The organism is Haemophilus sp. HN_Hi10 (assembly GCF_049821985.1).
Lineage (GTDB): Bacteria > Pseudomonadota > Gammaproteobacteria > Enterobacterales > Pasteurellaceae > Haemophilus > Haemophilus influenzae_D.
Map to the genome: position 1 here is coordinate 279,944 of NZ_CP187495.1, position 21,229 is coordinate 301,172.

18 protein-coding genes are annotated in these 21,229 nt (G+C 39.1%); 4 read left to right on the forward strand and 14 right to left on the reverse strand.

What is annotated here, in order from left to right; translation table 11 throughout:
* Positions 1-9: 9 nt before the first annotated feature.
* The 7 genes from rpoB to ACPT8Q_RS01415 form a co-directional block, all read right to left on the reverse strand.
* A complete protein-coding gene (gene rpoB, locus ACPT8Q_RS01385; protein WP_061837035.1) occupies positions 10-4,041 on the reverse strand; it encodes a DNA-directed RNA polymerase subunit beta in 4,032 nt (1,343 codons plus the stop codon).
* 383 nt (positions 4,042-4,424) lie between these two features.
* Positions 4,425-5,114: a 50S ribosomal protein L1 gene (rplA, locus tag ACPT8Q_RS01390; protein ID WP_005649467.1), complete on the reverse strand. Its 690-nt coding sequence runs from the start codon at positions 5,112-5,114 to the stop codon at positions 4,425-4,427.
* 4 nt (positions 5,115-5,118) lie between these two features.
* Complete coding sequence (gene rplK, locus ACPT8Q_RS01395; RefSeq protein ID WP_005630840.1) at positions 5,119-5,547, reverse strand: 50S ribosomal protein L11; 429 nt, start codon at positions 5,545-5,547, stop codon at positions 5,119-5,121.
* Positions 5,548-5,717: 170 nt separating this feature from the next.
* Positions 5,718-6,434: a purine-nucleoside phosphorylase gene (gene deoD, locus ACPT8Q_RS01400; RefSeq protein ID WP_005651974.1), complete on the reverse strand. Its 717-nt coding sequence runs from the start codon at positions 6,432-6,434 to the stop codon at positions 5,718-5,720.
* A gap of 83 nt (positions 6,435-6,517) precedes the next feature.
* Entirely contained in the window at positions 6,518-7,771 is a 1,254-nt protein-coding gene (locus ACPT8Q_RS01405) for a NupC/NupG family nucleoside CNT transporter (protein ID WP_061671422.1), read from the reverse strand.
* Positions 7,772-7,871: 100 nt separating this feature from the next.
* Positions 7,872-8,660: a 4Fe-4S cluster-binding domain-containing protein gene (locus ACPT8Q_RS01410; protein WP_005651970.1), complete on the reverse strand. Its 789-nt coding sequence runs from the start codon at positions 8,658-8,660 to the stop codon at positions 7,872-7,874.
* An 8-nt stretch (positions 8,661-8,668) separates the two neighbouring features.
* Positions 8,669-10,213 (reverse strand): YjjI family glycine radical enzyme, encoded by a 1,545-nt coding sequence (locus ACPT8Q_RS01415; protein ID WP_061671423.1) that lies wholly within the window; start codon positions 10,211-10,213, stop codon positions 8,669-8,671.
* A gap of 215 nt (positions 10,214-10,428) precedes the next feature.
* On the opposite strand from ACPT8Q_RS01415, the gene ACPT8Q_RS01420 reads away from it, so the two are divergent.
* A complete protein-coding gene (locus ACPT8Q_RS01420) occupies positions 10,429-11,085 on the forward strand; it encodes a YczE/YyaS/YitT family protein (RefSeq protein WP_050948935.1) in 657 nt (218 codons plus the stop codon).
* Here ACPT8Q_RS01420 and ACPT8Q_RS01425 read toward each other — a convergent pair.
* The 4 genes from ACPT8Q_RS01425 to ACPT8Q_RS01440 all read right to left on the reverse strand — a co-directional run bounded on the left by ACPT8Q_RS01425 (position 11,041) and on the right by ACPT8Q_RS01440 (position 15,376).
* On the reverse strand, positions 11,041-12,081 hold the full coding sequence (locus ACPT8Q_RS01425; protein ID WP_050948936.1) for a glycosyltransferase family 9 protein: 1,041 nt from the start codon (positions 12,079-12,081) through the stop codon (positions 11,041-11,043). The genes ACPT8Q_RS01420 and ACPT8Q_RS01425 overlap by 45 nt on opposite strands.
* A 65-nt stretch (positions 12,082-12,146) precedes the next feature.
* Positions 12,147-13,226 (reverse strand): class II fructose-bisphosphate aldolase, encoded by a 1,080-nt coding sequence (gene fbaA, locus ACPT8Q_RS01430; RefSeq protein ID WP_038439435.1) that lies wholly within the window; start codon positions 13,224-13,226, stop codon positions 12,147-12,149.
* Positions 13,227-13,337: 111 nt separating this feature from the next.
* On the reverse strand, positions 13,338-14,498 hold the full coding sequence (pgk, locus tag ACPT8Q_RS01435) for a phosphoglycerate kinase (RefSeq protein WP_021034605.1): 1,161 nt from the start codon (positions 14,496-14,498) through the stop codon (positions 13,338-13,340).
* A 95-nt stretch (positions 14,499-14,593) separates the two neighbouring features.
* Positions 14,594-15,376 carry a ribonuclease T2 family protein gene (locus tag ACPT8Q_RS01440; RefSeq protein WP_042593298.1) on the reverse strand — a complete coding sequence of 261 codons (783 nt, stop codon included), beginning with the start codon at positions 15,374-15,376 and terminating at the stop codon, positions 14,594-14,596.
* A 77-nt stretch (positions 15,377-15,453) separates the two neighbouring features.
* Here ACPT8Q_RS01440 and ACPT8Q_RS01445 point away from each other — a divergent pair, with 77 nt between their 5' ends.
* Positions 15,454-15,714 (forward strand): YfhL family 4Fe-4S dicluster ferredoxin, encoded by a 261-nt coding sequence (locus ACPT8Q_RS01445; protein ID WP_005627640.1) that lies wholly within the window; start codon positions 15,454-15,456, stop codon positions 15,712-15,714.
* Positions 15,715-15,857: 143 nt separating this feature from the next.
* On the opposite strand, the gene ACPT8Q_RS01450 is transcribed toward ACPT8Q_RS01445, so the two are convergent.
* The 3 genes from ACPT8Q_RS01450 to tsaD all read right to left on the reverse strand — a co-directional run bounded on the left by ACPT8Q_RS01450 (position 15,858) and on the right by tsaD (position 18,866).
* Positions 15,858-17,078 carry an aromatic amino acid transport family protein gene (locus tag ACPT8Q_RS01450; RefSeq protein WP_050948937.1) on the reverse strand — a complete coding sequence of 407 codons (1,221 nt, stop codon included), beginning with the start codon at positions 17,076-17,078 and terminating at the stop codon, positions 15,858-15,860.
* A 36-nt stretch (positions 17,079-17,114) separates the two neighbouring features.
* On the reverse strand, positions 17,115-17,696 hold the full coding sequence (locus tag ACPT8Q_RS01455) for a thymidine kinase (RefSeq protein WP_041175263.1): 582 nt from the start codon (positions 17,694-17,696) through the stop codon (positions 17,115-17,117).
* A 141-nt stretch (positions 17,697-17,837) separates the two neighbouring features.
* Positions 17,838-18,866: a tRNA (adenosine(37)-N6)-threonylcarbamoyltransferase complex transferase subunit TsaD gene (gene tsaD / locus ACPT8Q_RS01460; protein ID WP_050948938.1), complete on the reverse strand. Its 1,029-nt coding sequence runs from the start codon at positions 18,864-18,866 to the stop codon at positions 17,838-17,840.
* Between the two features lie 231 nt (positions 18,867-19,097).
* Between tsaD and rpsU the strand changes: the two genes are divergently transcribed.
* Positions 19,098-19,313 carry a 30S ribosomal protein S21 gene (gene rpsU, locus ACPT8Q_RS01465; RefSeq protein ID WP_005627632.1) on the forward strand — a complete coding sequence of 72 codons (216 nt, stop codon included), beginning with the start codon at positions 19,098-19,100 and terminating at the stop codon, positions 19,311-19,313.
* 133 nt (positions 19,314-19,446) lie between these two features.
* Positions 19,447-21,228: a DNA primase gene (gene dnaG, locus ACPT8Q_RS01470; RefSeq protein WP_050948939.1), complete on the forward strand. Its 1,782-nt coding sequence runs from the start codon at positions 19,447-19,449 to the stop codon at positions 21,226-21,228.
* The last annotated feature ends 1 nt before the right edge of the window (position 21,229 follow it).

Genomic DNA, 21,229 nt, shown 5'->3' on the forward strand with positions numbered 1-21,229 from the left:
AGAATGAAATTACTCTTCATCTAACTCGATATTTAAACCAAGTGAGCGGATTTCTTTCATAATTACGTTGAAAGATTCTGGTGTGCCTGGATCCATATGTTGGTTGCCACTTACGATATTTTTATACATCTTCGTACGACCATTCACATCATCGGATTTCACAGTTAGCATTTCTTGTAAGGTGTAGGCTGCACCATATGCTTCAAGAGCCCATACCTCCATCTCACCGAAACGCTGACCACCAAATTGCGCTTTACCACCCAATGGCTGTTGTGTAACAAGGCTATAAGAACCTGTTGAACGAGCGTGCATTTTATCATCGACTAAGTGGTTCAATTTGAGCATGTACATATAACCTACGGTTACTGGACGTTCAAATTTCTCGCCAGTACGACCATCGTAAAGGATAATTTGACCTGAAGTTGGTAATCCACCAAGTTTTAATAGCTCTTTGATTTCCGCTTCGTCTGCACCATCGAACACCGGCGTTGCAACTGGTAAGCCCTTACGTAAATTTCCCGCTAAACGCAATACTTCTTCATCAGTAAAGGTGCTTAAATCCACTTTTTGTGAACCATTACCTAATAAATCGTATGCTTTTTGGATATAGCTACGTAATTTTTCCACTTCTTGTTTTTGTTTAAGCATTGCATTGATTTGATCACCAATACCTTTTGCTGCTAAACCTAAGTGAGTTTCAAGGATCTGACCGATGTTCATACGAGACGGTACGCCCAGTGGGTTTAATACGATTTCAACTGGCTGACCATTTTCATCGTATGGCATATCTTCAACTGGGTTAATTTTCGAAATAACACCTTTGTTACCGTGACGACCCGCCATTTTATCGCCTGGTTGGATTTGACGTTTCACTGCGAGGTAAACTTTAACCACTTTTAATACGCCCGGTGCAAGATCATCGCCTTTAATGATTTTCTTACGTTTCACTTCAAGTTTATGTTCAAACTCTTTACGAAGTTCTTCGTATTGCTCAGCAAGCTGTTCTAATTGATTTTGTTTTTCTTCATCTGCAATGGTTTGTTCTAACCATTTAGTACGCTCTACTTTATCTAATTGCACTGCATCAGCACCACTAGAAATAAGAAGATTACGCACACGAGCAAATAAACCAGCTTCTAAAATCTCTAACTCTTCAGTTAAATCTTTTTTCGCTTCACGAAGTTGCATTTCTTCGATTTCTAATGCACGTTTATCTTTTTCTACGCCATCACGAGTGAAGACTTGAACATCAATAACCGTACCTGATGTACCATTTGGCACGCGTAATGAAGAATCTTTCACATCGGAAGCTTTTTCCCCAAAGATTGCACGTAACAATTTTTCTTCTGGGGTTAATTGAGTTTCGCCTTTAGGGGTTACTTTACCTACTAAGATGTCGCCACCTTTAACTTCGGCACCAACATAAACGATACCAGATTCATCAAGTTTACTTAATGCAGACTCCCCTACGTTTGGAATATCTGCCGTAATTTCTTCTGAACCTAATTTAGTATCACGCGCAACACAAGATAACTCTTGAATGTGAATTGTAGTAAAACGGTCTTGTTGAACAACACGTTCAGAAACTAACATTGAGTCTTCAAAGTTATAACCATTCCAAGGCATAAACGCCACACGAATGTTTTGACCCAATGCAAGTTCGCCCAAATCAGTTGAAGGGCCATCTGCTAATACTTCGCCACGATTAATTGGATCGCCTAAATTCACACAAGGAATTTGGTTAATACAAGTATTTTGGTTAGAGCGGGTGTATTTAATTAAGTTATAAATATCAATACCTGCTTCGCCTGCAATGGTTTCATCTTCATTTACTTTAATCACGATACGAGACGCATCGACGTACTGAACGGTACCACCACGTTTTGCAACAACCGCCACACCAGAGTCAAGTGCAATTGGTTTTTCCATACCTGTACCAACTAATGGTTTGTCCGCACGTAATGTTGGAACTGCTTGACGTTGCATGTTCGCCCCCATCAACGCACGGTTCGCATCGTCATGCTCAAGGAATGGAATTAATGCAGCCGCAACAGATACCACTTGTTGTGTCGAAACGTCCATATAGTGAATATCTTCAGGTTTATATAAACCAGATTCGCCACGTTCGCCACGAGCAGTAACAAATGCATCTGTAAAGCGGTTATTTTCGTCTAAGTTTGAGTTTGCCTGTGCGATGATATAGTTTGCTTCATCAATTGCAGATAAATATTCAATTTCTTCAGTCACTTGGCCATCAATTACTTTACGATATGGCGTTTCTAAGAAACCATAATCATTAGTACGTGCAAACGCAGAAAGTGAGTTGATCAAACCGATGTTTGGACCTTCAGGGGTTTCAATCGGACATAAACGACCATAGTGAGTATTATGTACGTCACGCACTTCAAAGCCTGCGCGCTCACGTGTTAAACCGCCCGGACCTAATGCAGAAATACGACGTTTGTGTGTCACTTCTGACAATGGGTTGTTTTGATCCATAAATTGCGAAAGCTGTGAAGAACCAAAGAATTCTTTTACTGCCGCAGAAATCGGTTTCGGGTTAATTAAGTCTTGTGGCGTGATCGCATCTAAATCGCCTAAAGATAGACGTTCTTTGACCGCTCTTTCAACACGCACTAAACCGATACGGAATTGGTTTTCAGCCATTTCGCCCACGCTACGGATACGACGGTTACCCAAATGGTCAATATCGTCTACTTCGCCGCGACCATTACGGATGTCAATCAATTTACGCATTACCGCAATAATATCTTCATTGCTTAAAATACCCGCACCTTCCCCTTCTGGAAAAGCTAAAGAACGGTTAAATTTCATACGACCTACTGCAGATAAATCATAACGTTCTGCAGAGAAGAATAAATTATTGAATAACGCTTCTGAAGATTCTGGTGTTGGTGGCTCGCCCGGACGCATCATACGATAAATTTCGTAAAGCGCACTGGTTTTATCATAAGTAGGATCGACACGTAGCGTTTCAGAAATATATGGACCGTAATCTAAATCGTTAGTAAATAGAGTTTCGATTGTGGTGTAACCAGCTTGTGCTAATTTTGCGAGGGTTTCTAACGAAATTTCGCCATTTGCAGGACAAATAATTTCGCCAGACTCTAAATCAACATAATCTTTAGATGCAACTTTACCTAAAATATATTCAGAAGGCACAACCACTTGTGAGATATTATCTTTTTCTAATGCTTTGATATGACGTGCGGTAATACGACGACCACGTTCAACATAAACTTTGCCATTTGCTTCAATATCAAAAGAAGCTGTTTCACCACGTAAACGTTCTGGCACTAAAGTCATTAACAATTTATCGCCAGCGATTTCAAAGGTAATTTTATCAAAGAATAGATTTAAGATTTCTTCAGTGGTGTAACCTAATGCACGAAGAATGATTGTTGCCGGCAATTTACGGCGACGGTCAATACGTGCAAATAAGTTATCTTTTGGATCAAATTCAAAATCTAACCAAGAACCACGGTAAGGAATAATACGTGCGTTATAAAGCACTTTACCTGAAGAATGGGTTTTACCTTTGTCAGAATCGAAGAATACGCCTGGACTACGGTGTAATTGTGAAACGATAACACGCTCGGTACCATTAATTACGAAAGTACCGTTATCAGTCATTAATGGGATTTCGCCCATATAAACTTCATTTTCTTTAATATCTTTAACTGCGCGTGAAGAAGATTCTTTATCGTAGCTCACTAAACGTAATTTTACACGTAAGCCTGCTGCATAAGTTGAGCCACGAATTTGGCACTCACGTACATCAAATTCAGGTTCTTCTAAACGATAATCTACATATTGTAATTCTGTATAGCCATTATTGCTTACAATCGGGAATACAGAACGAAATGCCGCTTCTAAACCTTGCTGACCTTCAGGATCTTTTTGAATAAATTTATCAAAAGAATCTAACTGAATGGTTAATAAATAAGGAACATTTAAAACTTGCGGACGTTTACCGAAATCTTTACGAATTCGTTTTTTTTCAGAATAGGAGTAACCCATTGGTTTTCCTCTGCTAACTGTTCAGTGACCTAGCCACAAACTAACTGTGACGTGAATGACCGTTAAAATGACCGCACTCTGAACCTTACTTCTGTAGTGGGGTGACAACTCAAATTACATAGGACGACAACTTGAGCAAAACAACGACAAATAACGGTGAATTTATCATTGTATGGATGTGCTTTCTATCAAAAACACGGTTAAATTAAACAATAAAAGGTCAAAATTGATTAAAAATCAATCTAAATCTTTGCTAATTTTAAGGCGGTAAATTTTAAATGAATGTAGCTTTCTCGTCAAGTTTAAAACGTATGGAGAAATTTTATGAAATAAAAAAACCGCACTTTCAAAAAGTGCGGTTTAAAATCTATCAATTCTTTAAATTATAAAGAAGCTTGATCAACAGCAACACCTGCACCCATAGTGGTAGAGATGCTTACTTTCTTGATGAAGATACCTTTTGCAGTAGTTGGTTTTGCTTTGTTTAAAGCAGCCAATAATGCTTGAAGGTTTTCTTTTAATTGAACTTCAGAGAAGTTTGCTTTACCGATAGTGGTGTGGATGATACCGTTTTTATCATTACGATAACGGATCTGACCAGATTTAGCATTTTTAACTGCTTCAGCAACGTTTGGAGTTACAGTACCAACTTTAGGGTTTGGCATTAAACCACGTGGGCCTAATACTTGACCTAATTGACCAACAACACGCATTGCATCAGGAGAAGCGATAACAACATCAAAGTTCATTTCGCCTTTTTTGATTTGCTCTGCTAAATCTTCCATACCGACTAAATCAGCACCAGCTTCTTTAGCTGCATCTGCGTTAGCACCTTGAGTGAACACAGCTACGCGTACTTCGCGACCAGTACCGTGTGGTAATACAGTTGCACCACGCACGTTTTGGTCAGATTTACGAGGATCGATACCTAAGTTTACTGCAACATCAACGCTTTCTACGAATTTAGCCGTTGCGAATTGTTTTAATACTGCGATTGCTTCGTTGATTTCATATGCTTTAGTAGAATCTACGCCAGCTTTGATTGCTTTCATTTTTTTAGTCAATTTAGCCATCGTATTATTCCTCCACCACTAAGCCCATTGAACGAGCAGTACCAGCGATTGATTTCATTTTGGTTTCGATAGTCGCACCAGTCATATCTGCTGCTTTAGTTTCAGCGATTTGACGAACTTGATCTAAAGTTACTTTACCCACTTTATCTTTGTTCGGTTTACCAGAACCAGATTTGATACCTGCAGCTTTTTTCAATAATACTGCTGCTGGTGGAGTTTTAGTGACGAAAGTAAATGAACGGTCTGCATAGACAGTGATAACAACTGGAATTGGTAAACCTTTTTCTAAGCTCTCAGTACGAGCGTTGAATGCTTTACAAAATTCCATAATGTTCACACCTTGCTGACCTAATGCAGGACCAACTGGTGGTGATGGGTTTGCCATACCAGCTGCAACTTGCAACTTAACATAGGCTTGGACTTTTTTTGCCATTTTAGTTTTCCTCTAATTGGGTAATAACGCTATTAAATAGCTCCCCGATAATTTTCAGTGCAACATATTGCACCACACAAAAATATGAGCCGCGAACGGCTCATAATGGGCGCGGATTATATAAAAAGTGCGGTTGTTTTTCAAGCACTTCTTAAATCCGCTACAAGAAATTATTGCGCATCACCAATTAATACTGAATCTAACGCAATTTCAATCATATCATTGAATGTTAATTGACGTTCTTCTGCCGTGGTTTGTTCGTGAGTACGAATGTGGTCAGACACGGTACAAATCGTTAATGCTTTCACACCATATTCTGCAGCCACACCATAAATTCCAGCAGCTTCCATTTCCACGCCTAAGATACCGTATTTTTCCATTACATCGAACATTTCAACATCAGGTGTATAGAATAAATCAGCGGAGAATAGGTTACCGACACGAACGGCTTTGCCTTTTGCTTTTGCAGCTTGAACTGCGGCTTGTGCCATATCAAAGTCAGCAATAGCTGCAAAGTCGTTATCTTTGAAACGAATACGGTTTACTTTTGAATCAGTACATGCACCTAAACCGATAATCACATCGCGCACTTTTACGTCCATACGAACAGCACCACAAGACCCTACACGGATGATTTTTTTCACGCCATATTCAGTAATTAATTCTTTCGCGTAAATAGAGCAAGATGGGATCCCCATTCCATGTCCCATAATAGAAATTTTACGACCTTTGTAAGTTCCAGTAAAACCAAGCATATTACGAACATTCGTTACTTCAACTACATCTTGTAAAAAAGTTTCTGCAATGTATTTTGCACGAAGTGGATCGCCAGGCATTAAAACAACATCAGCAAATGCACCTTCAGGCGCGTTAATATGTGGAGTCATAATTTTTCCTTAATTTTTGATAATGAATAAAAATGAATAAAGTGCGGTCATTTTTACCGCACTTTTTAATTGATTAAGATAAATTAAAGTGCTGCAGCACCTAAGCCGATAAATAACCCAGCAATAGTTGCACTCATTAAGTTAGCGAGAGTACCAGCGATAACGGCTTTGATACCTAAACGAGCAACATCACTACGACGGCTTGGAGCCATACCACCTAAACCACCGATTAAGATTGCAATTGAGCTGAAGTTAGCAAAACCACAAAGTGCGAAAGTAATAATAGCTTTGGTTTTTTCAGTTAATACAATTGCAGAATCTGGTTGTAAGTATTTTGCAAATTCAAGATAACCCACAAATTCATTAACCGCTAATTTCATCCCGATCATTTGTCCTGCAATACCTGCTTCAGCACCATCTGTTACACCGATTAAGTATGCTAATGGTTTGAAAATTAAACCAAAGATAGATTGTAACGTTAAGTCGCCATAGCCAAACCAGCCACCAACGCCACTTAAAATACCATTAATTAATGCAATTAAACCAACAAATGCGATTAACATTGCACCTACGTTTAATGCAAGTTGCATACCTGCACTCGCACCGCCCGCCATTGCTTCAAGTACGTTAGTTGGTTTTTCTGAATCATTGTCTTCTGGTTGTTTATCTGTGAATTGTTCAGTTTGTGGGAACATTAATTTCGCAAATAATAAACCTGCTGGCGCTGCCATAAATGATGCTGCGATTAAGTATGTCAATGGCACGCCCATTCCTGCGTAACCCGCCATTACTGAACCCGCGATAGAGGCTGTTCCACCTACCATAATGGCAAATAATTCAGATTGGGTCATATTTTTAATGTAAGGACGAACAACTAGTGGTGCTTCAGTTTGACCGACGAAAATATTCGCCGCCGCAGACATTGATTCTGCTTTTGACGTACCCAATGCTTTTTGCAATGCACCACCTAATACTTTAATCACGACTTGCATAATGCCGAGATAGTAAAGCACAGAAATTAAGCCAGAGAAGAACACGATAATCGGTAATACTTTCACTGCAAAAATAAAACCTGATGGTTTACTTGGATCTGCTAATCCGCCGAAAACGAAATTAATCCCGTCGTTACCATAGGCAATAACGTTAGATACCATATCCGCAGCGGCACCCAACGCCTGTTTACCTGCTGGCACATATAAAATAAGGGCGGCAAATCCTACTTGGATTGCTAACGCCCCCATTACGGTTCGAATACTAATCGCTTTACGATTATTGGACAGTAACACGGCAATAGCGATTAATACGACCATTCCCAAAATGCTGCTTAACACACTCATTTTTGATTCCCCTAGATTAGTTAAGTTAATAAAATTCGGCTTATTCTACTTGTTTTCTTATGAAAAGTCGGCGAATTTTCACCGCACTTTTTGTAAACGTCTATAAAATAGTCAAAACCTTGTTAATTCCACATTGACGTGCATAAGCAGCTAGGGCATTAGTTTCTTCCACACTTGGAATATATGCTGATAACCCTGATTCATCACGCGCACCTTTACTATGCACACGGATAATTTTTAATGCCACGTCTGGATAATTTCGTAGTAGTTGAGCAGCTTTGCTCACTAAATGTTCCGCATCAAAAAAATGCTTTAAAAAAACCAACCGCACTTCTTCCACTTTATTTAATGGCAATAAGGTAGCTAAATTTTGCAAATTCCGCTCCAGTTTGTCGTTTTTTATATGTAAACGTTCTGGCATCACTTGCTGTGGTACGATTCCTGCTTGATTTTTCCGATCGAAACAAAGTGTTTGCAAGCCAACCCCCTCTCCTTTCAGATCGAATAAAAATTTGTCAGTAACATCAATTAACGAACGAATGCGATCAAATTCAAAAAAGCCACTACTATCCAAATAACAAGTCAATCCTTTTGAACGTAAAGCCTTAAAGAGTGGCACAAGTTTTTTGTGATGAATAGTGGGTTCTCCACCAGAAACCGTTACACCTCGAATAAAGGGAGTAGCTTCCATCACTTGATCATATAAGTACTGTAAACTGACTAATTTTGCACTTTCCGTATAACGTGGAATGGTTTCTGGATTATGGCAATACAAGCAATTTAGTTTACAGCCTTGTAAAAAAATACTGGTACGATTGCCTTGCCCTTCTACATTTGAAAACGGAATAATCCGATGCAACGGCACAAAAATCTCAGAAAGTGCGGTCATTTTTTCAATTATTTTTCAGCAGTGACATCTTTTTCATCGCGTAATTGGCGATCAAACACGTTGGCACATTCATCCGTACCCGAGCCATACCAGGTTGTATCACGTAATGCAACTTCGCCTTTGCGATATTTTTCAACTTCGCTTTTTTTCACTAAATAACCTGTAACACGAATTAAATCTGTATTTTTCAAATAGGTGGTAATGTAGCGATAACCTAAGGAAAATGCACCATCAATAATATCTACCACCGCATCGCAGTGATCTACATAGGTTTGATCAAAGGCGAATAAATCCCCTGTACCAGATGGGAAATATTTATGGAACGGTGCAGACTGTTTCAAATGCGCAAGTAAAGTCGGTTCTTCGCCTACACGAATACGATGAGCCGGTGCGTTGCGTTTGTCTTCTTCGTGGTTGCTTGCGCCCACTTGTGCGTGTAATAAATAACGATTGCCAGTGCGTTCGGCATAAACTCCTTCGTGCGCATCAGTAATTTCTTTCAATTTATCCATAATCGCTGTGGCAATTTCATCGCCACGAACGCTCTTACCAAAGGTTTCATTTAAGCCTTCACATTGCAATAAGTGATTTGTGGCATCAGCCAAGCCTACAATTGCGAACATTCCCGTAAAATTAGTGCGTTTGATAAAGCCTTCTTTTTCGAGGAATGAACTGTTAAAGAAATTACTTTCTTCCACTACAAACTTATGGCGTTTATCCATCGTCGAAAGAGCACATTTTGCCACACGTGGTAATAATTCGTTTACCATTTCATCCGCACTTTTACAGGTGCGAGCAATTGTCCCTAGACGTAAACGCGTTAATGTATAAGCACCGCCACATTCAGGCAGTGCGTTATAGCAACTTGCTACGCCATATTCTTCGCCTAGATCGGAAATATAATAAGCATCGTTTGCAAAAGATGGTTTAGAAACCAACAAACAGGCTTTTGCTGCAAGTTCAGCAAACTCACGGCTCGTTTTAGATTTGTCATAACGAATAGTCATATTCGGTGTTGGTGCTTCAAGCTCAATCACCGCGCGTAAAATCAAGCGACCCGCTTTCGTATCATAAGGCCCAATATTGGCATGACAAAATGAATCAGGCACAGTTTTGTCGATATGATTTAAGAAACGTTTAATTTTGATGTAGTCTTTTTCTTCATCAGTAATGAAAGGTTCGAGCAATACATCAAGACGACCAACATAAACAGGATAAGTCGTAATGGATGGCACGTGGCAGTAAAGAATCAATAATCCATCAAGTGCTTCATCTAGATCTTTTGGTGGCGGCAACTCTAAAAATTCGCAGCCTTTTTGGATATATACATTGTAATCAGGCAGGATATAGCGAGGGCGATAAATCGCGTAACCTTCACATAAATCACAGATCATCTGATTCTGTAAAAAGCCCCATTCTTCATCGGTATAGCCAAGCAAATCGCGAGGATCAAATAAACGCTCAGCAATATTGCCTAATGTCATTAATTTTTGATGATAAGTCAGATTATTGGCTTTAACCGTATCGAGAATATCTTGAAGTGAAGCTAACATAACGTCCCCTTTAAAAATGGTTTTGTATTGTACGCAATGGTAACAAAATAGACAATTTTGAAAACGTGAGGAAGATCACAGTTTTAGAAAATAAACATTATGCAAACGGTTACTCAAAATAAATAATATGTTTTTGATATAAATGAACTGACAAAATTATTTCTGTTTTTGCGTCTTTCCTTTTATGATAAAACGGAATATAAAAGGTAATAAATATGAAGAAAAAAGCACGCGTTATCCCCCACACATCTTGGGCTGCCACATCATTATGGACAGTGCAATATAAAACCATTTCAATCTTACTTTTTGCTCTTTCTATTTTAGGTATTGGAGATGGGCTTATTGTATTATCAGGTTTAGGATCGACACCTTGGACTGTACTTTCACAAGGTATAGCAATACAGACAAATTTTGACATTGGCTGGTCATCTTTTTTAATTAGTTGTGCAGTAATGTTGGTATGGAAACCACTCAAATTACGCCTTGGGCTTGGGACATTATTAAATATTATCATTATTGCTCTATTTCTAGGGATCACAACAAAAATACTGATGCCGCCAACCGCACTTTTTTCACGAATGATCTTCTGTCTGATCGGTATATTACTCTATGGTTTTGGAACTGCCTTATATCTCACTTGTCACTTAGGCGCAGGCCCTCGAGACGGATTAATGGTTGGTATTTGCCAACGTTTTCATCTAAGAATCAACGTGGTACGCACAAGCCTTGAAATATCAGTTTGTTTACTTGGTTTTTTACTTGGTGGTGTCGTTGGCTTGGGTACTGTCCTTTTCGCCACCAGCATAGGTGGCGTTGTTCAATTCTTCTTAAATATTATTGCTCGTTTGCCACATATTCCGTATGAAAAGTGATATTTCAGCTAACGCATTGTCTATTGAAATTAACTCTAAATTCATTTGAGTCTCTTTTCCCGCAGGTGGGCAAAAAGCAAGATGCTTATCTATATCATTAATGGGTTTCCAGCGTCTCGGCTGAGAAGAACGGCTATTTGGATAAAACCCAATGGTCGGAATATTAAAAGCACTACTTAAATGCAATGGGCCTGTAGAACCTGCAATAAATAAATCAGCACAAGCCAAAGAATAGGCAAAATCCACTAAACCTTTATTCTTATCGTAAACAACTACGCGTAAATCATTGACAAGAGCTGCCAATTTATGGGCGTTTTCACTTTCGCCAGGCCCTGCTGTCAGCACAACATCGCAATCAAATTCAGCCAATAAGCCTTTAATTAAATCTGCATATTGCGCTAAAGAAAGATTCGTTGCTGAACCACCAGAACCACTATGCACAAAGATCCATTTTTTATTTGCGAAAAGCCCTAAACTCTCTTGCAAGAAAACACGTTGATTTTCCACCGCACTTTTCTCAAAAGTTAAATAAGGTGGTTTAGGTTCAACAATTGGCATATTATGCTTTTGCAAAAAAGCGCGGACTAAATCTTGATTGTATTCAGCTTCTGATTTTTCAGAACGAGAGCGGCGTTGTGTTAGACGATGATTATAAAGAATTTGAACCCATTTAGTCGCAGGTGCAAGGCGATATTTAATCCCACTTTTCCAAGCGAGTTTTCCATTATGGGTATTGGAAAAGAAACTAATCATTCCATCAAACTGCTGCACTTTGATTTCCTGCACAAGACGTTTGAAATCCGTTTTATCATTTTTTTTGCTATCAATAATAACATCATCAATAAATGGACAAACTTCCGCTAGAGGTGCAGTGTAACCCGGCACAAGTGCGGTTAATTTTAGCTCTGGATTTGAGGCTTTCAACATTGCAAAAGCAGGCCATGCTTGCATAAAATCGCCTAATTTATCGTTACGAATAACTAAGATCTTTTCCATAATTTCTCCGCTAAAATAAAAAACCGCACTCAAAGTGCGGTCGTATTTTATGTTATTTTTGTGGATTATAAAACATCAACACAATTTAAGTCTTCGAAAGATTGCTCTAAACGTTTAGACATAGATTCTTCCATTTTACGTAACCAAACACGTGGGTCGTAATATTTTTTGTTTGGTGCATCTGGACCTTCAGGGTTACCTAATTGACCTTGAAGATAAGCTTCATTTGCTTTGTAGAAGTTCAAAATACCATTCCAAGATGCCCATTGAGTATCAGTATCAATGTTCATTTTGATTGCACCGTAGCCAATTGCTTCGCGGATTTCTTCGCGGCTAGAACCAGAACCACCGTGGAAGACGAAGTTAATTGGTTTCGCAGGAAGATTACGTTCTTTCGCAACGAACTCTTGTGATGCACCTAAAATAGATGGTTTTAATTTCACGTTACCTGGTTTGTAAACACCGTGTACGTTACCGAATGCTGCAGCAACGGTAAAGTTAGGGCTTACTGGGTGTAATTGGTCATAAACATAAAGTACGTCAGAGGGTTGTGTATATAAACGTGATTCATCAACATCAGAATTATCTACGCCGTCTTCTTCGCCACCAGTAATGCCAATTTCGATTTCAAGGGTCATACCCATTTTATCCATACGAGCAAGATATTCACGGCAAATCGCCATATTTTCTTCCATTGGTTCTTCTGATAAATCAATCATATGTGAAGAGAAAAGTGGGCGACCCGTTTCAGCAAAATGTTTTTCGCCTGCATCTAATAAACCGTCGATCCAAGGTAATAATTTTTTCGCTGCGTGGTCAGTGTGAAGAATAACAGGCACACCGTATTCTTTCGCTAAAGTATGAACTTGTTTCGCACCAGCGATTGCACCAAGTACATCAGGACGAGTACCACTCGTTGGTTTGATACCTTTACCTGCATAGAAAGCTGCGCCACCATTTGAGAATTGAATAATCACTGGCGCTTTTACGCGAGCAGCAGTTTCTAACACAGCATTAACAGAGTCAGAACCCACACAGTTTACCGCAGGAATAGCAAAGTTATGCTCTTTTGCATAAGCAAAAACTTTTTGCACATCTTCGCCTGTTACAACACCAGGTTTCACGATATCTAATAATTTAGCCATACTTGTGTTTCCTTTTTTATGTTTAGCGAGACAAGCCCGCAATTTGAAGAATTTATATTGATGATGGCATTTTTGATGCCACCATCAATATGTTATAGAGGAAAAGTGCGGTTAGTTTTTCGCACGTTTTTCAAGAATTTCTACTGCAGGTAATACTTTGCCTTCTACAAATTCTAAGAACGCACCACCACCTGTTGAAATGTAAGAGATCTTGTCAGCAATACCGAATAAATCAATAGCTGCTAAGGTATCTCCGCCACCAGCGATAGAGAATGCATCGCTGTTTGCAATGGCGTGAGAAATAATTTCAGTCCCTTTACGGAAGTTAGGGAACTCAAACACGCCAACTGGGCCATTCCATAAAACAGTTTTTGCATTTTTGATAATTTCAGCCAATTGTTCTGCTGATTTATCGCCAATATCAAAAATAGATTCATCATCTTTCACTTCATTTACCGCTTTTTCTGTTGCTGCTGCCGTTTCAGAGAACTCTAAACCTACACGAACATCAACTGGCACAGGAATATCAGTGCTTTCTGCTAATTCTTTCGCAACTGGGATTAAATCAGCTTCATACAAAGATTTGCCTACATTGTGACCCGCTGCCGCGATGAAAGTATTCGCAATGCCACCGCCCACAATAATTTGGTCAGCGATTTTTGAAAGAGAATTTAATACTTCTAATTTAGTTGAAACTTTAGAACCACCAACAATAGCCACCATTGGACGAGCAGGTTCTTTTAATGCTTTACCTAATGCATCTAATTCAGCAGCTAATAATGGGCCTGCACAAGCGATTGGTGCAAATTCTGCAACGCCGTAAGTTGATGCCTGCGCACGGTGAGCCGTACCAAAGGCATCCATTACAAATACATCGCAAAGTGCAGCATATTTTTTACCTAATTCAGGATCGTTTTTCTTTTCGCCTTTGTTTACGCGTACGTTTTCTAAAACAACGATTTCGCCTTCTTTAACCTCTACGCCGTTTAAATAATCTTGTTCTAAACGCACATTGAAGCCTGCGTTTTTTAAGTAATCAACAACTGGCTGTAAAGAATCTTCTGGTTTGAATTCTCCTTCAGTTGGACGACCTAAGTGAGAAGTTACCATCACTTTTGCGCCTTTTTCTAAGGCTAATTTTAAAGTAGGAATGGTCGCACGAATACGCGCATCTGAGGTCACTTTGCCATCTTTTACTGGCACATTAAGATCTGCACGGATAAATACACGTTTACCCGCTAAATCTAAATCGGTCATTTTGATTACTGACATAATCTATCCTCTTGTTAAGTTAAAATTAAAATTGAAAACTTTTCGTATTATACCTACTTCGTGCTAGGTTGTAACGATTTAGATCAAAGAAATTCTTATTTGCTTTGGCAATTCATTACCTGCCATTTTTTATCATAACAAATAAATAATTCATTTCGACTTGCCCTCAAATACGCATTTTTTAATTGTGGATTATGTTGCTTCATCCAACGAAAAAGTTCATTTTGACTTAATTTTTGATTCGGTAATTTTAATGCGTTAAATAATTCCTGCTCCTTAGCAAAATATTGCTGGGCAGAATCAAAGGCGCAACTACCGTGTTTTTCCCATTCGCCTTGCAATAATTGCTCGCTCGGAGAAATTGCCAAATATTGTGCTAATAAACCTTTTGGCAAAGCAGGTAAATCGCCTTTGCAAAAACGAGGATGATCTGAAACAACGCGAGCATTTGCATTTTGGGGCCATAATCCATGTACAACCCAACCAAAAGTGCGGTTATTTCCACATTGATATTGGGAAGATGCAGGCAACTGATCGCCATATTTTTCACGCTGAATATCACAAAATCCGGGCGACCAAGATAATGCCAACATATAATAATCAACTGGTGCCTGCGCATTTTGCCCGATACGATCATTGTGCATAATCACATCATAGTTTGCAAAAACATCTGGCTTTTTCACCGCACTTTTTTCAATATCTGTCCGCTTTGTCTCAAATTGAGGCTCTAATTTAGGTTCAGGTGCTTTTGTTTGCTTAGCCTGTTCGATTACGGGAGAAGACGATTGATGTTTAGCTTTGGTTGGATCAGTAAAATATTGCCAAATTGCTAATACAACAAGGATAATAAGAGAAAGAATGGAAGTAAGTTTTTTCATAAATTTTGTTTAGTTTTTGTCAATCAAGTTTTTGTCAGCTATAATTCGCCGCTTTCAATTTTCTATTAAGGATCACAATGGCATTACTCATCACTAGCAAATGTACCAACTGCGATATGTGCTTACCAGAATGCCCGAACGAAGCCATTTCCATTGGCGATGAGATTTATGTAATCGATCCTGTACTTTGCACGGAATGTGTCGGTCATTACGACACGCCAACCTGCCAAAAAGTTTGCCCAATCACTAACTGCATTAAGCCCGATCCTGAACATCAAGAAACCGAAGAACAGCTTTGGGAACGCTTTGTGATGATTCATCATTCAGATAAATTGTAATTTTTAAAGCAACTGAAATATGACTTATCATCTTCGAAAAGAGTGCGGTTAATTTTGAGCTTATTTTTATTATCAAAAAAACTGAAATTTTTCACCGCACTTTTATCTATAAAAAGAACTACATTGAGTTACTTTTCTTCACATTACCCCGCTACGGCTGGTAAATATCCCCATTGAATTAAAAATGGAATGACCATAATCACCACGCCAATCAATAACGCAAACACCAAAGCAAAATTGCCGCCAGCAACACGATATGGCAATGTTGGATTTTCAATACGTGTACGCCACGCCAAACCAATTGGTAAAATTAAGCAATAGAACGCACACAATAAACCTGCGTAACTTAATGCTGTAATAAATCCTTCAGGATAAAACAATGCAAACACAAGTGGCGGTAAAAATGCGGCAATGGTTAATACAAAGCGATTATTTGGCAAATGATAACGCTTGAATAAATCCCCCAATCCCTCAAATACACCAAGCATTACGCCTAAGAAAGAAGTGATCAGTGCAAGTGATGAAAACGCACGCACAACCTCTCCCATAAAATGCGAACCTGTGATTTCACGTGTTGCATTTATCAAACCATTTAACGTTGGATCAGCTTGTAAAATACGCACAAACTCGCTTTGACTTAATACACCGTGGGTTGCTAACTGCCATACAAGGTAAGCAGCTAATGGAATCGCAGTACCAATCAAAATGGCACGACGAAATTTATCAACACTTCCACCTAAGTAGCTATTTACACTCGCCATAATGACGTGGAAACCGAAAGAAGTAAAAAATATTGGTGCCGCAGAAACTACAAAAGCATAATCCAAAGGCAATGCCATTAAATTATCTGTTGCTACTTTTGGAAGCATCATAAACAGCACAAAAGCAAAAGCGATTAACTTACTAATAAATAACACGCGAGTTAAGCCATCCACGCCTTTCGTTCCTACAACCACAAAAGAACCTAATACCACAGTAAAGATAACAATCGCAGTTTTAAGCGACATAGCTTCCATACCAAAAGCCGTTGGCAAGCCTGAAAGTAAAGATCCACCACCCGTAATATAAGCGGCTGAAAGTGCATAAAGTAAAACTAACAAACTCAACGTTGCTAAAATCCGTCCTGAAACCCCAAAATATTTTTCAGCGAGCGTGGCGACACCATCATCCAACTGATCCGCTGTTTGATACACTTCTACAAACAACAATCCACTGTAAACCAACAAAGCCCACAAGCCAACGAGCAATAACACGGTATAACCAAAGCCCATACCCGCTGATGTAAGCGGCATAGCAAGCATACCTGCACCAATGGTTGTGCCTGCAATAATCAGCGCACTCCCAAAAGTTTTGTTTTTTAGCATAAAATTGTCCTTATAATGTTGTGTTTAAAAACTAATTTAAATCTGTCCGCACTTTTCTTTATAGTGTAAACGGCAAACAGAAAGGTAAGAATCATTGCCCCCAATTTGAATTTGCGCGCCTTCTTTAATGACTTCGCCCTGATCATTTAAACGCAAAACAAAGTTAGCCTTGCGGCCACAATAACAAATTGTTTTTAATTCTTCGAGTTGATCCGCCCAAGCCAGTAAATATTTACTTCCTTCAAAAAGTTCCGCTTGGAAATCTGTTCGCAAGCCATAACAAAGCACAGGGATTTTGAATTTATCAACAACATCACTCAACTGGTAAACTTGTTGTTTGCTAAGAAATTGCGCTTCATCCACCAGCACGCAATGTACTTTTTCTTTTTTTATGTGTTCATTGATTTCATCAAACAAATTGGTTTCCGAGCGAAATAAAAAGGCATCTTGCGAAATACCAATACGCGATGTGACTTTCCCCACGCCAAAACGATCATCAATCGCAGCCGTATAAACTAATGTATTCATATCACGCTCACGATAATTATAGGAAGATTGTAGCAACGTCGTTGATTTTCCAGCGTTCATTGTGGAGTAATAAAAGTAGAGTTTTGCCATTTTTTTCCTTCATACCTAGGGTAGGTATACCCTAGGTTCATTTCAGTATTATCCCTTTGGGATAAAGTGATTGTTCTCCAAAAGATAAGTTTATTACTATAATTAGCTGTGGGTATACCTACCCACGATAAAACATAAACATTAAATCGCTTCTAATTCCGTCATTGCCCAACGAGGCTTAACATCAATAGCCAGATCGCTATGCTGACCTTGTTTTAAACGTAAAAAACCTGTGTAAGCAATCATCGCGCCATTATCTGTACAAAATTGAGGTTGAGGATAAAACACTTCACCACCTAAATTCTGCATTAAGTGCGCAAGCGTTTCACGAAGTTTTTTATTTGCACTCACTCCCCCCGCAATCACTAAACGTTTATAGCCGGTTTCTTTCAATGCACGTTTACATTTAATGGCAAGGGTATCCACCACTGCATCTTGGAAAGCATAAGCAATATCTGCTTTTATTTGTTCTGTCAGTTTGCCCTCGTTTTTAATCGCTTGATTAATCGTATTCGCAGCAAAGGTTTTTAAACCAGAAAAACTAAAATCAAGACCTGCTCGATCTGTCATTGGACGTGGAAATGTGAAACGATTTGGCGCACCTTTTTCTGCTAAACGAGAAAGTGCTGCGCCACCTGGATAATCTAGTCCAAGTAATTTTGCTGTTTTATCAAAGGCTTCGCCTGCAGCATCATCAATGGATTCGCCAATCACTTCATATTTTCCTACGCCATCTACACGTACCAATTGAGTATGACCACCCGATACCAATAAAGCAACAAAAGGAAAGTGCGGCGAATTTTTATCAAGCATTGGCGCAAGTAAATGCCCTTCCATATGATGAACACCAATCGCAGGGACATTCCACGCATAAGCTAAAGAACGTGCGATAGTTGCGCCTACAAGCAATGCGCCGACAAGCCCTGGGCCACTCGTATAAGCAATACCATCAATATCGCTCTCCGTTATCTTAGCTTCTTCTAACGCTGCTTTAATAAGAGGAGCTGTTTTACGAATATGATCGCGCGATGCTAATTCAGGAACCACACCACCATAATCTGCATGCAGGGCAATTTGAGTATAAAGTTGATTAGCAATTAACCCTTTTTCTTCATCATAAATTGCCACGCCCGTTTCATCGCAGGAGGTTTCAATGCCTAATATTTTCATTGATTTTCTTCATTTATTACCTAAAATGTTGCGCGATTTTACCCTGTTTAAGCGGTTTTAACCAGTTGAAACCACAAATATTAAGGTTAATTGGCATTCTTTCCTTTACTTTTTCCCTAAAAGTAGATTAGAATTGCGTCCTTTATTAAATTTGTCATTTGCACACAGGTGCTTTGGCAAAAATAAAATTTTAAATTGCAATTAAATTAAACTCATTGAGGTGATTGGCTTATGCCTGTAATTAAAGTACGTGAAAACGAATCATTTGACGTAGCTTTACGTCGTTTCAAACGCTCTTGCGAAAAAGCGGGAATCTTAGCTGAAGTACGCGCTCGCGAATTTTACGAAAAACCAACTACAATTCGTAAACGTGAAAATGCAACACTTGCAAAACGTCACGCAAAACGCAACGCTCGCGAAAACGCGCGCAATACCCGTTTATACTAATTTATAGTATTTTCTGACTCGAGTTAAGACAAACCGTGAATCCTTTGGACTCACGGTTTTGTTACTTTAAGTACAACAAAAATCTACGCCAAAAACGACCGCACTTTCACACCACGATCACGGAGGCTCGACAATGAAAGGTTCTATTCCACGCCCCTTTATTGATGATTTACTAACAAAATCCGATATTGTCGATGTGATTAATGCTCGCGTAAAACTAAAAAAAGCTGGTCGCGATTATCAAGCCTGCTGCCCTTTTCATCACGAAAAAACACCCTCCTTCACGGTTAGTCAAAAAAAACAGTTTTATCATTGCTTTGGTTGTGGCGCACATGGTAATGCGATTTCCTTTTTAATGGATTATGACAAACTTGAATTTGTAGAGGCTATTGAAGAACTTGCAGCAATGGCAGGACTTGAAGTACCTTACGAAAAACGCGCTAATCACAGCGGAAAACCTCAAGCTAATTATCAAACCAAACGAAATCTCTATGAATTAATGCAAGAGATCGCCACGTTTTATCAAAACCAATTACCATTAAATACGCAAGCGCAAGAATATTTACAACAACGTGGGCTTTCGGCTGAAATTATTGAGCGTTTTCAAATTGGGTTTGTGCCGAATGCAATGGATACTGTACTGCGTAAATTTGGCGTTAATCGTGAAGAACAACAAAAACTCATTGAGTTAGGTATGCTTTCTCGCAATGATCGTGGCAATATTTACGATAAATTCCGCAATCGCATAATGTTCCCGATTCGCGATAAACGTGGTCGTACAGTGGCTTTTGGTGGACGAGTATTAACGGATGAAAAACCGAAATATCTGAATTCGCCAGAAACCATTACTTATCATAAAGGTAACGAGCTTTATGGTTTGTATGAAGCCTTACAAGCCAACGATAAACCAAAACAATTACTGGTTGTTGAAGGTTATATGGATGTGGTGGCATTAGCACAATTTGGCGTGGATTATGCGGTCGCTTCTTTAGGTACGTCCACGACATCAGAACAAATTCAACTTATTTTTCGTTCGACCGAACAAGTTGTTTGTTGTTACGATGGCGACCGTGCAGGGCGTGATGCAGCGTGGCGAGCGTTAGAAAATGCGTTGCCTTATTTAGAAGATGGCAGACAACTCAAATTTATTTTCTTGCCAGAAGGAGAAGATCCTGATACTTACATTCGTCAATACGGCAAAGAAAAATTTGAAGAATACATCGAAAGTGCGCAATCTTTAAGCGAGTTTATGTTTGCACATTTAAGTCCTCAGGTTGATTTTTCCACTAAAGAAGGGCGCGGAAAATTAGTTGCGCTAGCTGCGCCGTTAATTCGCCAAATTCCTGGAGAAATGCTTCGCTTATCGCTACGCAATATGCTTGCTCAAAAACTTGGGATTTTTGATCAAACTCAGCTGGAAAATCTTATTCCAAAACAATTAGAACAAGCCAATACACAACAAAAAGTCGCTAATAATAAGATCAAGAAGACACCAATGCGAATGGTCATTTCATTGCTTCTGCAAAATCCTGAATTAGTAAAACGTATGTCTGAAAGTGGCGTGCAAGCATTACGTGCGGAAGCAGGGTTTGAAATTCTGGAAAAATTGACCGCACTTTGTCGCCAACGAGAGGGCATTACTACGGGGCAAATTTTGGAATACTTCCGCAATACGTCTTACAGTAACCCCCTTGAAATACTGGCAACTTGGGATCATTTATTAGACGGATCCGATATAATCAACGCATTTTCACAAAATTACCGTCGCTTAAATATTCAAGCTATTGAGCGCGATATTGAAATGCTTATTGCCAAAGAACGAACTGAGGGTCTCACTAATGAAGAAAAAACGGTACTTGTACATCTTTTAGCTGGTAAAGAACAGCAGAAAAAACAGTTAGTGAATCCGCTGTAAC